This is a genomic window from Stenotrophomonas sp. STEN087 (assembly GCF_056759115.1).
The window spans coordinates 1-15,373 of the sequence record NZ_JBRRCR010000094.1 but is presented as its reverse complement, the minus strand read 5'-3'; the positions used below and the strand labels follow the sequence as shown (position 1 = coordinate 15,373).

The 15,373-nt window shown below is 63.1% G+C and carries 10 protein-coding genes; all 10 read left to right on the top strand.

Going from position 1 to position 15,373, the window contains the following annotated elements:
- Positions 1-333: 333 nt before the first annotated feature.
- Positions 334-762, top strand: a complete 429-nt coding sequence (gene rplK / locus ACVOK1_RS17915; RefSeq protein WP_004145248.1) for a 50S ribosomal protein L11 — start codon at positions 334-336, stop codon at positions 760-762.
- Between the two features lie 4 nt (positions 763-766).
- Positions 767-1,465 carry a 50S ribosomal protein L1 gene (gene rplA, locus ACVOK1_RS17910; protein WP_079220747.1) on the top strand — a complete coding sequence of 233 codons (699 nt, stop codon included), beginning with the start codon at positions 767-769 and terminating at the stop codon, positions 1,463-1,465.
- Between the two features lie 386 nt (positions 1,466-1,851).
- On the top strand, positions 1,852-2,385 hold the full coding sequence (gene rplJ / locus ACVOK1_RS17905) for a 50S ribosomal protein L10 (protein ID WP_079220748.1): 534 nt from the start codon (positions 1,852-1,854) through the stop codon (positions 2,383-2,385).
- A gap of 64 nt (positions 2,386-2,449) precedes the next feature.
- Complete coding sequence (rplL, locus tag ACVOK1_RS17900) at positions 2,450-2,815, top strand: 50S ribosomal protein L7/L12 (protein WP_108767846.1); 366 nt, start codon at positions 2,450-2,452, stop codon at positions 2,813-2,815.
- 363 nt (positions 2,816-3,178) lie between these two features.
- Entirely contained in the window at positions 3,179-7,333 is a 4,155-nt protein-coding gene (gene rpoB / locus ACVOK1_RS17895) for a DNA-directed RNA polymerase subunit beta (protein WP_079220749.1), read from the top strand.
- Positions 7,334-7,420: 87 nt separating this feature from the next.
- Positions 7,421-11,644: a DNA-directed RNA polymerase subunit beta' gene (gene rpoC / locus ACVOK1_RS17890; protein WP_481562833.1), complete on the top strand. Its 4,224-nt coding sequence runs from the start codon at positions 7,421-7,423 to the stop codon at positions 11,642-11,644.
- A 282-nt stretch (positions 11,645-11,926) separates the two neighbouring features.
- Entirely contained in the window at positions 11,927-12,301 is a 375-nt protein-coding gene (gene rpsL, locus ACVOK1_RS17885; RefSeq protein WP_004145320.1) for a 30S ribosomal protein S12, read from the top strand.
- 12 nt (positions 12,302-12,313) lie between these two features.
- On the top strand, positions 12,314-12,781 hold the full coding sequence (gene rpsG, locus ACVOK1_RS17880) for a 30S ribosomal protein S7 (protein ID WP_108767848.1): 468 nt from the start codon (positions 12,314-12,316) through the stop codon (positions 12,779-12,781).
- A 138-nt stretch (positions 12,782-12,919) separates the two neighbouring features.
- A complete protein-coding gene (gene fusA, locus ACVOK1_RS17875; RefSeq protein WP_200753710.1) occupies positions 12,920-15,061 on the top strand; it encodes an elongation factor G in 2,142 nt (713 codons plus the stop codon).
- A gap of 51 nt (positions 15,062-15,112) precedes the next feature.
- A partial coding sequence (locus ACVOK1_RS17870) for a GTP-binding protein (RefSeq protein ID WP_481562759.1) occupies positions 15,113-15,373 on the top strand: 261 nt, incomplete at its 3' end.

The following is a 15,373-nucleotide window of genomic DNA, read 5'->3' as shown; positions in this document are numbered from 1 at the left end:
CCCCCCCGCCAACCCGGCCCCCGGCTCCCCCCCCCGCTCCCCCCAGAGTTGTTTCTACCCTTCCCCCCGCCCTTTTTGTCGGTGCCTGCTCCCGCGCGCCCCGACTCTACAAGAGGAACCGGGCTCAGCCCGGTTTCGTTCGTTTACGTGCCGCTTCAGGCATGTGAAGAAAAAACCTGATATAGTGCGCGGCTCCCCGCTGGGAAGCCAGCAGGATGAAGCCGCCGCAAGGCGGCCTTCAGCATGATTTCAAAACGCGATGCCGGGACGCGTGATTCCCGGTCCGATGGGGAGCCTGTTGTCGCAAGGCGCTAGCACCCGGAGAGCATACTCATGGCAAAGAAAGTTGTCGGTTACATCAAGCTGCAGGTGAAGGCCGGTCAGGCCAACCCCTCGCCGCCGGTCGGTCCTGCGCTGGGTCAGCGCGGCCTGAACATCATGGAATTCTGCAAGGCGTTCAACGCTGCCACGCAGAAGCTCGAGCCGGGTCTGCCGGTTCCGGTGATCATCACGGCCTACTCGGACCGTACGTTCACCTTCATCACCAAGAGCACCCCGGCCACCACCCTGCTGAAGAAGGCCGCTGGCATCTCGTCGGGCTCCAAGCGCCCGAACACCGAGAAGGTCGGCAAGGTCACCCGTAAGCAGCTGGAAGAGATCGCCAAGGCGAAGGAACCGGATCTGACTGCCGCCGATCTGGACGCCGCCGTGCGTACCATCGCTGGCTCTGCCCGTTCCATGGGCCTCGTGGTGGAGGGTTAATCAGATGGCACAGAACAAGCGCGAAAAGGCCATCAAGGCCGCCGTTGTCCCGGGCAAGTCGTACGCCTTCGAAGACGCGATCAACATCCTGAAGACCGCCACCAAGGCCAAGTTCGTCGAGTCGATCGACGTTGCCGTGCGCCTGGGCGTCGATGCCAAGAAGTCCGACCAGCAGGTCCGTGGCTCCACCGTGCTGCCGGCTGGTACCGGCAAGTCGGTCCGCGTCGCCGTCTTCGCTCCGGCCGGTGCCAAGGCTGACGAAGCCCTGGCCGCTGGCGCCGAAGCCGTCGGTATGGACGATCTGGCCGAGAAGATGCAGGCCGGCGATCTGAACTACGACGTCGTCATCGCGACCCCGGACGCCATGCGCGTCGTCGGTAAGCTGGGCACCGTGCTGGGCCCGCGCGGCCTGATGCCGAACCCGAAGGTCGGCACCGTTTCCCCGAACCCGGGTGAAGCCGTGAAGAACGCCAAGTCGGGCCAGGTCCGTTACCGCACCGACAAGGCCGGTATCATCCACTGCACCATCGGCAAGGCCGACTTCGCCGAAGACGCGCTGAAGTCGAACCTGACCGCGCTGCTGCTGGACCTGATCAAGGCCAAGCCGGCGACGTCGAAGGGCACCTACCTGCAGAAGGTTTCGGTCAGCTCGACGATGGGCCCGGGCGTCACCGTCGACCAGTCGTCGCTGACCCTGAAGTAATTGTTTCAAGCGGTCACGGTACCCTCGGGCGCCGTGACCGTGACATTTGAAGGCGTCGCCGGCAGTCCATCGCTGGCGGTAGCCGTCAAAGACCGCAGGCGCGGTCGTGGCAATACCGGCGACGGGCACGGAAGCTCGATATGGCAGGGAGTCGCCGCCGGAGCAGCAATGACCGCTTAATCGATTCTTCGGAATCAACCTGCGTAGATGGTGCCCTTCTGGAGTTTTTCTGGTTCACGCACGTCTGGGATCTTCCCCGATTGCACTCCAGGTCTGGAACGGCCCACCCCCGGAGCATCATTCCGATGTTCCCGGCGTCCAGGACGGATGCCGCACAGGACCGCACACGGCAGGAGCCGTAAGCGGAGTTCAATTGGAGGAGTGCAATGGCTCTCAATCTGTCCCAGAAGCAAGAAGTAGTCGCCGAGCTGGCAGACGTCGCCGCCAAGGCCCACTCCTTGATCGCAGCCGAATACGCTGGCACCACGGTCGCCCAGATGACCGCGATGCGCAAGCAGGCTCGTGAAACCGGTGTTTTCTTGAAAGTTGTCAAGAACACCCTGGCTTCGCGCGCTGTTGAAGGCACCGAGTTCGCAGTCGCACAGGACCAGATGGTTGGTCCGCTGCTGTACGCGTTCTCGCTCGAGGAGCCCGGCGCAGCCGGTCGCCTGATCAAGGAAGCCGCCAAGGGCAACGACAAGCTGAAGGCTAAGGTCGTCGCCATCGGTGGTGAAGTGTTCCCGGCGAGCCACGTCGAGGTTCTGGCATCGCTGCCGACCCGCGACCAGGCCCTGGCAATGCTGGCACGCGTCCTGGCCGAGCCGGTCACGATGTTCGCCCGCGCCATCAAGGCTATCGGTGACAAGCAGAACGGTGGCGAAGCCGCTGAAGCTGCTGAACCGGCCGCCGAGACCGCCTGAGTTTCGACTATTTAGTGGTTCCTGACGGAACCTCAACCCAGAAAATCATCCAAAGGTAATTATCATGTCCCTTACCAACGAACAGATCGTCGACGCCATCGCCGAGAAGTCCCTGATGGAAGTGATGGAGCTGGTCAAGGCCATCGAAGAGAAGTTCGGCGTCTCCGCCGCTGCTCCGGTTGCCGCCGCTGTGGCTGGCCCGGCTGCCGTCGTTGAAGAGCAGACCGAATTCGTCGTCACCCTGAAGTCCGCTGGCGACAAGAAGGTTGAAGTCATCAAGGCCGTCCGCGCCATCACCGGCCTGGGCCTGAAGGAAGCGAAGGACCTGGCCGAAGCCGGCGGCGTCCTGAAGGACAACGCTTCGAAGGACGAAGCCGAGAAGATGAAGAAGGACCTGGAAGCTGCTGGCGCGACTGTCGAAGTCAAGTAAGCACTTCCCTTGCATCGTCATCGATTCACGGCGATGCAGCCAAGGCTGGGGGCGTAAGCCCCCGGCCTTTGGTCGTTGTTGCGGTATCGGTTGAGTCGACTGTTAGTCGACTGCTGTGAAGGAAGTCGACTAACAGTCGACTCTACCGGTTCAAAAGCAGAAAAAGCCCAACACGGGCTGCGGTCACAACCTCGCCAGCCAGCGCCACGCGCGGCAGCAGGGCAGTAGATGCAGACGAGTTGGCAGTTGGAAGTAGCAAGAGAAGGCGTGCTGGTGCCGGCAATACCAGCGACTTCCAACTGACAATTTCAAGTTTCCTTCGGGTCGTGGGCGCACGGCCCGCACAACAAGGTGGAAGACCTCATGACGTCCTATTCGTTCACCGAAAAAAAGCGTATCCGCAAGGATTTCGGCAAGCAGCGCTCGATCCTCGAAGTGCCGTTCCTGCTGGCCATCCAGGTGGACTCCTACCGTGATTTCCTGCAGGAAAACATCGATCCGGCCAAGCGCGCCGATTACGGCCTGCACGCTGCGCTGAAGTCGGTCTTCCCGATCGCCAGCTACAGCGGCAATGCCGCCCTGGAATACGTCGGCTACAAGCTGGGCGAGCCGGTCTTCGACGAGCGTGAGTGCCGTCAGCGTGGCATGAGCTACGGTGCGCCGCTGCGCGTGACCGTGCGCCTGGTCATCTACGACCGCGAGTCGTCGACCAAGGCCATCAAGTACGTGAAGGAGCAGGAGGTCTATCTGGGCGAAATCCCGCTGATGACCGAGAACGGCACCTTCATCGTCAACGGCACCGAGCGCGTCATCGTCTCGCAGCTGCACCGTTCGCCGGGCGTGTTCTTCGACCACGACCGTGGCAAGACCCACAGCTCGGGCAAGCTGCTGTACAGCGCCCGCATCATTCCTTACCGCGGTTCCTGGCTGGACTTCGAGTTCGACCCGAAGGACGCGCTGTTCACCCGTATCGACCGCCGCCGCAAGCTGCCGGTGTCGATCCTGCTGCGCGCGCTTGGCTACAGCAACGAAGAGATGCTGGCCGAGTTCTTCGAGATCAACACCTTCCACATCAACCCGGATGAAGGCGTCCAGCTGGAGCTGGTGCCGGAGCGCCTGCGTGGTGAAACCCTGGGCTTCGACCTCGCCGACGGCGACAAGGTCATCGTGGAAGCCGGCAAGCGCATCACCGCGCGCCACATCAAGCAGCTGGAAGCCTCGGGCATTGCCGCCCTGGCCGTGCCGGACGACTACATCGTCGGCCGCATCCTGTCGCACGACGTGGTCGATGCCTCGACCGGCGAACTGCTGGCCCAGGCCAACGACGAGATCAGCGACGAGCAGCTGCAGAACTTCCGCAAGGCCGGCGTCGATGCGGTGGGCACCCTGTGGGTGAACGACCTGGATCGTGGCCCGTACCTGTCCAACACCCTGCGCATCGATCCGACCAAGACCCAGCTGGAAGCCCTGGTCGAGATCTACCGCATGATGCGTCCGGGCGAGCCGCCGACCAAGGATGCCGCGCAGAACCTGTTCCACAACCTGTTCTTCACCTTCGAGCGCTACGACCTGTCCGCGGTCGGCCGCATGAAGTTCAACCGTCGCGTGGGCCGCAAGGAAACCACCGGCGAAGCCGTGCTGTATGACAGCAAGTACTTCGGCGAGCGCAACGACGAAGAGTCCAAGCGCCTGGTCGGTGCCCACGGCGACAGCTCCGACATCCTGGACGTGATCAAGGTCCTGACCGAGATCCGTAACGGTCGCGGTGTGGTCGATGACATCGATCACCTGGGCAACCGTCGCGTGCGTTCGGTCGGCGAAATGGCCGAGAACGTGTTCCGCGTCGGCCTGGTCCGCGTCGAGCGCGCGGTCAAGGAGCGCCTGTCGATGGCCGAGTCGGAAGGCCTTACCCCGCAGGAGCTGATCAACGCCAAGCCGGTTGCCGCTGCCATCAAGGAATTCTTCGGCTCCTCGCAGCTGTCGCAGTTCATGGATCAGAACAACCCGCTGTCGGAAGTGACCCACAAGCGTCGCGTCTCGGCCCTGGGCCCGGGCGGCCTGACCCGTGAGCGCGCCGGCTTCGAAGTGCGCGACGTGCACCCGACCCATTACGGCCGCGTCTGCACCATCGAAACGCCGGAAGGCCCGAACATCGGCCTGATCAACTCGCTGGCCGTGTACGCCCGCACCAACAAGTACGGTTTCCTCGAGACCCCGTACCGCAAGGTCGTGGACGGCAAGGTGTACGACGAAGTCGAGTTCCTGTCGGCCATTGAAGAAAACGAGTACGTCATTGCGCAGGCCAACGCCCTGACCAATGCCGACAGCGTGCTGACCGAGCAGTTCGTTCCCTGCCGTTTCCAGGGCGAATCGCTGCTGAAGCCGCCGGCGGAAGTCCACTTCATGGACGTCTCGCCGATGCAGACCGTGTCGATCGCGGCCGCGCTGGTTCCGTTCCTGGAGCACGATGACGCAAACCGCGCACTGATGGGCGCGAACATGCAGCGTCAGGCCGTGCCGACCCTGCGTGCGCAGAAGCCGCTGGTCGGTACCGGCATCGAGCGCGCCGTGGCGCGTGACTCCGGTGTGACCGTCAACGCCCGTCGTGGTGGCGAGATCGTGCAGATCGATGCCGCGCGCATCGTGGTCAAGGTGGTCGAGGAAGAAATCGTCGGTGCCACCGACGCCGGCGTCGACATCTACAACCTGGTCAAGTACACCCGTTCGAACCAGAACACCTGCATCAACCAGCGTCCGCTGGTCCAGGTGGGTGACGTCATCGCCCGCGGCGACGTGCTGGCCGACGGTCCGTCCACCGACATCGGCGAACTGGCCCTGGGCCAGAACATGCTGATCGCGTTCATGCCGTGGAACGGCTACAACTTCGAAGACTCCATCCTGCTCTCCGAGCGCGTGGTGGAAGAGGATCGCTACACCACGATCCACATCGAAGAGCTGACCTGCGTCGCGCGTGACACCAAGCTGGGGCCGGAGGAAATCTCCGCCGACATCCCGAACGTTTCCGAGCAGGCGCTGAACCGCCTGGACGAAAGCGGCGTGGTGTACATCGGTGCGGAAGTCCGCGCCGGCGACATCATGGTCGGCAAGGTCACCCCGAAGGGCGAAAGCCAGCTGACCCCGGAAGAGAAGCTGCTGCGCGCGATCTTCGGCGAGAAGGCTTCGGACGTTAAGGACAGCTCGCTGCGCGTTCCGCCGGGCATGGACGGCACCGTCATCGACGTGCAGGTCTTCACCCGCGACGGCATCGAGAAGGACAAGCGCGCCCGCCAGATCGAAGAGTCTGAAATCAAGCGCGTCAAGAAGGACTTCGACGACCAGTTCCGCATCCTGGAAGCCGCCATCTACATGCGTCTGCGTTCGCAGATCGTGGGCAAGGTGGTCAACGGTGGTGCCGGCCTGAAGAAGGGTGACGTCATCTCCGACGCCTACCTGGACGGCCTGAAGAAGGCTGACTGGTTCGCCCTGCGCATGAAGGACGAGGACGCTTCGGAAGCCATCGAGCGCGCCCAGAAGCAGATCCAGGCGCACGAGAAGGAATTCGAGCGTCGCTTCGCCGACAAGCGCGGCAAGATCACCGCCGGCGACGACCTCGCCCCGGGCGTGCTGAAGATGGTCAAGGTGTTCCTGGCCGTGAAGCGCCGCATCCAGCCGGGCGACAAGATGGCAGGCCGCCACGGCAACAAGGGTGTGGTCTCCAACGTGGTGCCGGTCGAGGACATGCCGTACATGGCCTCGGGTGAAACCGTGGACATCGTGCTGAACCCGCTGGGCGTGCCGTCGCGTATGAACATCGGCCAGATCCTGGAAGTGCACCTGGGCTGGGCAGCCAAGGGTCTGGGTCGCAAGATCCAGGCGATGATGGAAGCCCAGGCTGCGGTTGCCGACCTGCGCAAGTTCCTGGACGACATCTACAACCACGACGACACCAACGTGGCCAACCGTGTCGACCTGTCGCAGTTCAGCGACGAGGAACTGCTGCGTCTGGCCCGTAACCTGACCGACGGCGTGCCGATGGCCACCCCGGTGTTCGACGGCGCCACCGAAGCGGAAATCAAGCGCATGCTGGAACTGGCCGACCTGCCGAGCAGTGGCCAGACCCAGCTGTACGACGGCCGCACCGGTGAAGCCTTCGACCGCCACACCACCGTCGGTTACATGCACTACCTGAAGCTGAACCACCTGGTCGACGACAAGATGCACGCCCGTTCGACCGGTCCGTACTCGCTCGTCACCCAGCAGCCGCTGGGCGGCAAGGCGCAGTTCGGCGGCCAGCGCTTCGGTGAAATGGAAGTCTGGGCGCTGGAAGCCTACGGCGCGGCCTACACCCTGCAGGAAATGCTGACGGTGAAGTCCGATGACGTGCAGGGCCGCAACCAGATGTACAAGAACATCGTCGACGGTGAGCACGAGATGGTCGCGGGCATGCCGGAATCCTTCAACGTCCTCGTGAAGGAAATCCGCTCGCTGGCCATCAACATGGAACTGGAAGACAACTGATCCATGCCGGCGCGGCGGTCCGCCGCCGCGCCGCTGGCAGTCAACTGAAAGCCCATCGACACAGCATTCCTCCTTCTGGAGAACACCATGAAAGACCTGCTCAACCTCTTCAACCAGCAGCGCCAGACGCTGGACTTCGACGCGATCAAGATCGCGCTGGCCTCGCCGGACCTGATCCGTTCGTGGTCCTTCGGCGAAGTGAAGAAGCCGGAAACCATCAACTACCGTACCTTCAAGCCGGAGCGTGACGGCCTGTTCTGCGCCGCCATCTTCGGGCCGGTCAAGGACTACGAGTGCCTGTGCGGCAAGTACAAGCGCATGAAGCACCGCGGCGTGGTCTGCGAGAAGTGCGGCACCGAAGTGACCCTGGCCAAGGTGCGCCGCGAGCGCATGGGCCACATCGACCTGGCCTCGCCGGTCGCGCACATCTGGTTCCTCAAGTCGCTGCCGTCGCGCATCGGCCTGATGCTGGACATGACCCTGCGTGACATCGAGCGCGTGCTGTACTTCGAAGCCTACGTGGTGACCGAGCCGGGCCTGACCGCCCTGGAGCGCCGCCAGCTGCTGACCGAAGAACAGTACCTGACCGCCCGCCAGGAACACGGTGACGACTTCGACGCCGCCATGGGCGCCGAGGCCGTGTACGAACTGCTGCGCACCATCGACCTGCAGTCGGAAATGACCCGCCTGCGCGAAGAAATCGCCGCTACCGGTTCGGAAACCAAGCTGAAGCGCCTCACCAAGCGCATCAAGCTGATCGAAGCCTTCCTGGAGTCGGGCAACCGTCCGGAATGGATGGTCATGACCGTGCTGCCGGTGCTGCCGCCGGACCTGCGTCCGCTGGTCCCGCTGGATGGCGGCCGCTTCGCGACCTCCGACCTGAACGACCTGTACCGTCGCGTCATCAACCGCAACAACCGCCTGCGCCGCCTGCTCGAACTGAGCGCGCCGGACATCATCGTGCGCAATGAGAAGCGCATGCTGCAGGAATCGGTCGATGCGCTGCTGGACAACGGCCGTCGCGGCCGTGCCATCACCGGCACCAACAAGCGCCCGCTGAAGTCGCTGGCCGACATGATCAAGGGCAAGCAGGGCCGCTTCCGCCAGAACCTGCTGGGCAAGCGCGTCGACTACTCGGGCCGTTCGGTCATCGTGGTCGGTCCGTACCTGCGCCTGCACCAGTGCGGCCTGCCGAAGAAGATGGCGCTCGAGCTGTTCAAGCCGTTCGTCTTCGCCAAGCTGCAGCGTCGTGGCCTGGCCACCACCATCAAGGCCGCCAAGAAGCTGGTCGAGCGCGAAGAAGCCGAAGTCTGGGACATCCTGGAAGAGGTCATCCGCGAACATCCGGTCATGCTGAACCGTGCGCCGACCCTGCACCGTCTGGGCATCCAGGCGTTCGAGCCGGTGCTGATCGAAGGCAAGGCCATCCAGCTGCACCCGCTGGTCTGCACCGCGTTCAACGCCGACTTCGACGGTGACCAGATGGCCGTCCACGTGCCGCTCTCGCTGGAAGCCCAGCTGGAAGCGCGTGCGCTGATGATGTCGACCAACAACATCCTGTCGCCGGCCAACGGCGAGCCGATCATCGTGCCGTCGCAGGACGTCGTGCTGGGTCTGTACTACATGACCCGCTCGCTGGAAAACAAGAAGGGCGAGGGCATGGCCTTCGCCAACATCGCCGAAGTGAAGCGCGCCTACGACAACCGCGTGGTGGAACTGCACGCACGCGTCAAGGTCCGCATCACCGAAGTGGTGACCGACGAAGAAGGCAACAAGCAGAACAAGACCTCGATCGTGGACACCACGATCGGTCGCGCCCTGCTGGCTGAAATCCTGCCGGAAGGCCTGCCGTTCGCGCTGGCCAACACCGAGCTGACCAAGAAGAACATCAGCCGCCTGATCAACTCCAGCTACCGCCAGCTGGGTCTGAAGGACACGGTCGTGTTCGCCGACAAGCTGATGTACACCGGCTTCGCTTACGCGACCCGCGCCGGCGTTTCCATCGGCATCGACGACATGCTGATCCCGGACGAGAAGAAGGGCATCCTCACCGAGGCCGAAGCCGAAGTGCTGGAAATCCAGGAGCAGTACCAGTCGGGCCTGGTCACCGCCGGCGAGCGCTACAACAAGGTGGTCGACATCTGGTCGCGCACCAATGAGCGCATCGCCAAGGCGATGATGGACACCATCGGTACCGAGAAGGTCGTCAATGCCAAGGGTGAGACCATCGACCAGAAGTCGATGAACTCGCTGTACATCATGGCCGACTCCGGTGCGCGTGGTTCGCAGGCGCAGATCCGTCAGCTGGCCGGTATGCGTGGCCTGATGGCGCGTCCGGACGGCTCGATCATCGAGACGCCCATCAAGGCGAACTTCCGCGAAGGCCTGAACGTGCAGGAGTACTTCAACTCCACCCACGGTGCCCGTAAGGGTCTGGCCGATACCGCGCTGAAGACCGCGAACTCGGGTTACCTGACCCGTCGTCTGGTCGACGTCGCGCAGGACGTGGTGATCACCGAAGTGGATTGCGGTACCACCGAAGGCCTGATCATGACCCCGATCGTGGAAGGCGGCGACGTGGTCGAGCCGCTGAAGGATCGCGTGCTGGGTCGCGTGGTTGCCGAGGACGTGTTCCTGCCGGGCAACGACGAAGATCCGATCGTCATCCGCAACACCCTGCTGGACGAAGCCTGGGTCGCCAAGCTGGAAGATGCCGGCGTGCAGACCATCAAGGTCCGCTCGACCATCTCCTGCGAATCGGCCTTCGGTGTCTGCTCGCGCTGCTACGGCCGCGATCTGGCCCGTGGTCACCTGGTCAACATCGGTGAAGCGGTCGGCGTCATCGCCGCCCAGTCCATCGGTGAGCCGGGTACCCAGCTGACCATGCGTACGTTCCACATCGGTGGTGCGGCGTCGCGAGCTGCTGCGGTCGACAACATCACCGTCAAGACCACCGGCTCGGTCAAGTTCAGCAACCTCAAGTCGGTCGAGCACGCCAACGGCTCGCTGGTGGCAGTGTCGCGTTCGGGCGAAATCTCGGTGCTCGATGCCCACGGCCGTGAGCGTGAGCGTTACAAGCTGCCGTACGGTGCGACCATCACCTCGAAGGACGGTGATGCGATCAAGGCTGGCCAGACCGTGGCCAATTGGGATCCGCATAACCACCCGATCGTGTCGGAAGTTGCCGGCTTCATCCGCTTCATCGACTTCGTCGACGGCATCACCGTCATCGAGAAGACCGACGAGCTGACCGGCCTGGCGTCGCGCGAAATCACCGATCCGAAGCGTCGTGGTGCCCAGGCCAAGGACCTGCGCCCGATCGTGCGCATCGTCGACGCCAAGGGCAACGACCTGTCCATCCCGGGCACCGATCTGCCGGCGCAGTACCTGCTGCCGCCGCGTTCGATCGTCAACCTGCAGGACGGCGCCGCAGTGGGCGTGGGCGACGTCGTCGCCAAGATCCCGCAGGAAGCGTCGAAGACCCGCGACATCACCGGTGGTCTGCCGCGCGTGGCCGATCTGTTCGAAGCCCGCAAGCCGAAGGATCCGGCAGTGCTGGCCGAGCGTTCGGGCATCATCAGCTTCGGCAAGGACACCAAGGGCAAGCAGCGCCTGATCATCAAGGACACCGATGGTTCGGAACACGAAGAGCTGATCCCGAAGTACCGCCAGGTCATCGTGTTCGAAGGCGAGCATGTCACCAAGGGTGAAACCATCGTGGACGGCGAGCCGAGCCCGCAGGACATCCTGCGTCTGCTGGGTGTCGAACCGCTGGCTGCCTACCTGGTGAAGGAAATCCAGGACGTGTACCGCCTGCAGGGCGTGAAGATCAACGACAAGCACATCGAGGTCATCACCCGCCAGATGCTGCGCAAGGTCGAGATCACCGACCAGGGCAGCAGCAAGTTCCTGAACGGCGAACAGGTGGAGCGCCAGCGCGTAATCGAGGAGAATGCGCGCCTGTCGACCCGCAACGAGCTGCCGGCGCACTTCGATCCGGTCCTGCTGGGTATCACCAAGGCATCGCTGGCGACCGAATCGTTCATCTCGGCCGCTTCGTTCCAGGAAACCACCCGCGTGCTGACCGAAGCTGCCGTCCGCGGCACCAAGGACAACCTGCGCGGCCTGAAGGAAAACGTCATCGTCGGCCGCCTGATCCCGGCCGGTACCGGTCTGTCGTACCACAGCAGCCGCCGCCGCGGCGCTTCGGGTCTCACCGACTCGGAGATGCAGGCCCTGACCGGCACCCCGGCAGCCGTTGAAGCTCCGGCCGTCGAAGCCGAAGCTGAACAGGCGTCTGGCGAAGAATGAGGTATCAGGTCCGGCCGCGAGGCCGGACCACCCCGTCGGTCCATCGACGGGATTGGGAAAGGGCAGGGGGATCGTCCGCGATCCACTCGACCAACCTGAACGGGGTGCACGGAGGCTCCCCAGTAACGTTCCAGGATCAGGAACGGGCTTGACAGGAGGCGTTTGACTGCTTTCCTGACAGGTTGCTACAATCGTCTGTCTCAGCAGGCCAGAATTTTGGCCTGCTTTAACATTTCCGCATCTCTGGCCGGATTTCCGGCCACCAATCAGAAGAACCTACTGATGGCGACGATCAACCAGCTGGTCCGCAAGCCGCGGCAAGCTACTACGTACAAGAGTGCCTCGCCGGCGCTCGACAAGTGCCCGCAGCGCCGTGGCGTCTGCACGCGCGTTTACACCACCACCCCGAAGAAGCCGAACTCGGCTCTCCGCAAGGTTGCCAAGGTCCGCCTGACCAACCAGGAAGAAGTCATTTCCTACATCGGCGGCGAAGGCCACAACCTGCAGGAGCACTCCGTGGTCCTGATCCGTGGCGGTCGCGTCAAGGATCTGCCGGGTGTGCGTTACCACACCGTTCGTGGCTCGCTCGACGCCGCCGGCGTTGCCAAGCGTCGCCAGGCCCGTTCCAAGTACGGCGCCAAGCGTCCGAAGGCATAAGGAGAGACCACTATGTCGCGTAAGGGTAATACTCCGCAGCGTTCCGTCCTGCCGGATCCGAAGCACGGAAGCGAGACCATCGCCCGTTTCATCAACATGGTCATGCTGAGCGGCAAGAAGTCCGTCGCTGAGAAGATCGTGTACGGTGCCATGGACGTCATCGCCGAGAAGAACGCCAACTCGATCGAGCTGGTGCAGAAGGCTCTGGACAACGTCGCTCCGGCGGTCGAAGTGAAGTCGCGCCGTGTCGGTGGTGCCACCTACCAGGTGCCGGTCGAAGTGCGTGCATCGCGCAAGATGGCCCTGGCCATGCGCTGGCTGATCGACTCCGCGCGCAAGCGTGGTGAGAACACCATGCCGAAGAAGCTGGCTGCTGAACTGATCGACGCCTCGGAAAACCGTGGCGGCGCCATCAAGAAGCGCGAAGAAACCCACCGCATGGCCGAAGCCAACAAGGCCTTCGCCCACTACCGCTGGTGAGTTTGACGGCCTTGTAAAACAGGCAGGGCAGCACCACATCGGTGCTGCCTCGCGGCCCCGGAAGGGCTGCGCCAATCCGAAGGCCGCCGCAAGGCGGCGTTCGGCCATCCGAAATCCAAGAAATCTGAGAGGCTCCCCGTGGCCCGTTCCACTCCCATCGAGCGTTACCGTAACTTCGGCATCATGGCTCACATCGATGCCGGCAAGACCACCACGTCCGAGCGCATCCTGTTCTACACCGGCAAGAGCCACAAGATCGGTGAAGTGCACGACGGCGCCGCCACCATGGACTGGATGGAGCAGGAGCAGGAGCGTGGCATCACGATCCAGTCCGCTGCCACCACCGCGTTCTGGAAGGGCATGGACAAGTCCCTGCCGGAGCACCGCTTCAACATCATCGACACCCCCGGGCACGTTGACTTCACCATCGAAGTCGAGCGTTCGCTGCGCGTGCTCGATGGCGCGGTGTTCGTGCTGTGTGCCGTCGGTGGCGTGCAGCCGCAGTCGGAAACCGTGTGGCGCCAGGCCAACCGTTACAAGGTGCCGCGCATTGCGTTCGTCAACAAGATGGACCGCACCGGCGCCAACTTCTACAAGGTCCGTGACCAGCTGAAGGCCAAGCTCGGCGCTGTCGCCGTGCCGATGCAGCTGCCGATCGGTGCCGAGGACGGCTTCAAGGGCGTCGTCGACCTGCTGAAGATGAAGGCCATCCATTGGGATGAAGCCTCGCAGGGCATGAAGTTCGAATACGGCGACATCCCGGCCGACCTGCAGGAAAAGGCTGAAGAAGCCCGTACCTTCATGATCGAAACCGCGGCTGAAGCCAGCGAAGAGCTGATGGAAAAGTACCTGGGCGGCGAAGAGCTGGCCGAGGCTGAAATCATCAACGCGCTGCGTACCCGTACCCTGGCCACCGAAATCGTCCCGATGTACTGCGGTTCGGCGTTCAAGAACAAGGGCGTGCAGGCCATGCTGGACGGCGTGATCCAGCTGCTGCCGTCGCCGGTCGACGTGCCGGACGTGACCGGTACCGACGTGGATGACGAAAACGTCGCCATGACCCGCAAGTCCGACGACAAGGCTCCGTTCTCGTCGCTGGCCTTCAAGATCATCACCGACCCGTTCGTCGGCGCGCTGACCTTCTTCCGTGTCTACTCGGGCACCCTGAACGGTGGCGACACCGTCCTGAACTCGGTGAAGGGCAAGAAGGAGCGCATCGGCCGCATCCTGCAGATGCATTCGAACAACCGCGAAGAAATCAAGGAAGTTCTGGCTGGTGACATCGCCGCTGCCGTGGGCCTGAAGGACACCACCACCGGTGACACCCTGTGCTCGATCGACCAGCCGATCATCCTGGAGCGCATGACGTTCCCGGAACCGGTGATCTCGATGGCTGTCGAGCCGAAGACCAAGTCGGACCAGGAAAAGATGGGTCTGGCCCTGGGCCGTCTGGCGCAGGAAGATCCGTCGTTCCGCGTCAAGACCGACGAAGAATCCGGCCAGACCATCATCTCGGGCATGGGCGAGCTGCACCTGGACATCATCGTCGACCGCCTGAAGCGCGAGTTCAACGTTGAAGCCAACGTCGGCGCGCCGCAGGTTGCCTACCGCGAAACCATCACCCTGGCCGACGTCAAGTCGGACTACAAGCACGCCAAGCAGTCCGGCGGTAAGGGTCAGTACGGTCACGTCGTGATCGAGCTGTCGCCGATCACCGCTGAAGACCGCGCCGATGCGAAGATCGCTCCGCTGATCAAGGACGACTTCCTGTTCATCAATGACATCACCGGCGGCGTGATTCCGAAGGAATTCATTCCTTCGATCGAAAAGGGCCTGCGCGAAACCATCACCAGCGGTCCGCTGGCTGGCTTCCCGGTGGTGGACGTGAAGGTCAAGCTGGTCTTCGGTTCGTACCACGACGTCGACTCCTCGGAAATGGCGTTCAAGCTGGCATCGTCGATGGCCTTCAAGCAGGGCTTCGCCAAGGCCAAGCCGGTGCTGCTGGAGCCGATCATGAAGGTCGAGATCGTGACCCCGGAGGATTACCAGGGTGACGTGATGGGCGACGTGAGCCGTCGTCGCGGCGTGCTGCAGGGTTCCGACACCACTGGTGACGGCTCCGCTTCGATCATCAACGCGATGATCCCGCTGGGTGAAATGTTCGGTTACGCCACTGCGCTGCGTTCGCAGACCCAGGGCCGCGCCACCTTCACCATGGAATTCGACCATTACGAGCCGGCGCCGAACAACATCGCCGAAGCCGTCATGAAGAAGGGCTGAGCCTCGCTCAGCCTCTCCTGAAAACACTTACGACAATCAAGGGATACAACAATGGCAAAGGGTAAGTTCGAGCGCACCAAGCCGCACGTCAACGTCGGCACCATCGGTCACGTCGATCACGGCAAGACCACGCTGACCGCCGCGCTGACCAAGATCGGCGCCGAGCGCTTCGGCGGCGAGTTCAAGGATTACTCGGCAATCGACGCCGCTCCGGAAGAGAAGGCTCGTGGTATCACGATCTCGACCGCGCACGTCGAATACGAATCCACCACCCGTCACTACGCCCACGTCGATTGCCCGGGCCACGCTGAC

Excerpts from the sequence above, each read along its gene's own strand:
- rpsG (WP_108767848.1), top strand. The coding sequence starts at position 12,314 with ATGTCGCGTAAGGGTAATACTCCGCAGCGTTCCGTCCTGCCGGATCCG.
- rplK (WP_004145248.1), top strand. The coding sequence starts at position 334 with ATGGCAAAGAAAGTTGTCGGTTACATCAAGCTGCAGGTGAAGGCCGGT.
- rpsL (WP_004145320.1), top strand. The coding sequence starts at position 11,927 with ATGGCGACGATCAACCAGCTGGTCCGCAAGCCGCGGCAAGCTACTACG.
- rpoB (WP_079220749.1), top strand. The coding sequence starts at position 3,179 with ATGACGTCCTATTCGTTCACCGAAAAAAAGCGTATCCGCAAGGATTTC.
- rpoC (WP_481562833.1), top strand. The coding sequence starts at position 7,421 with ATGAAAGACCTGCTCAACCTCTTCAACCAGCAGCGCCAGACGCTGGAC.
- rplA (WP_079220747.1), top strand. The coding sequence starts at position 767 with ATGGCACAGAACAAGCGCGAAAAGGCCATCAAGGCCGCCGTTGTCCCG.
- rplL (WP_108767846.1), top strand. The coding sequence starts at position 2,450 with ATGTCCCTTACCAACGAACAGATCGTCGACGCCATCGCCGAGAAGTCC.
- rplJ (WP_079220748.1), top strand. The coding sequence starts at position 1,852 with ATGGCTCTCAATCTGTCCCAGAAGCAAGAAGTAGTCGCCGAGCTGGCA.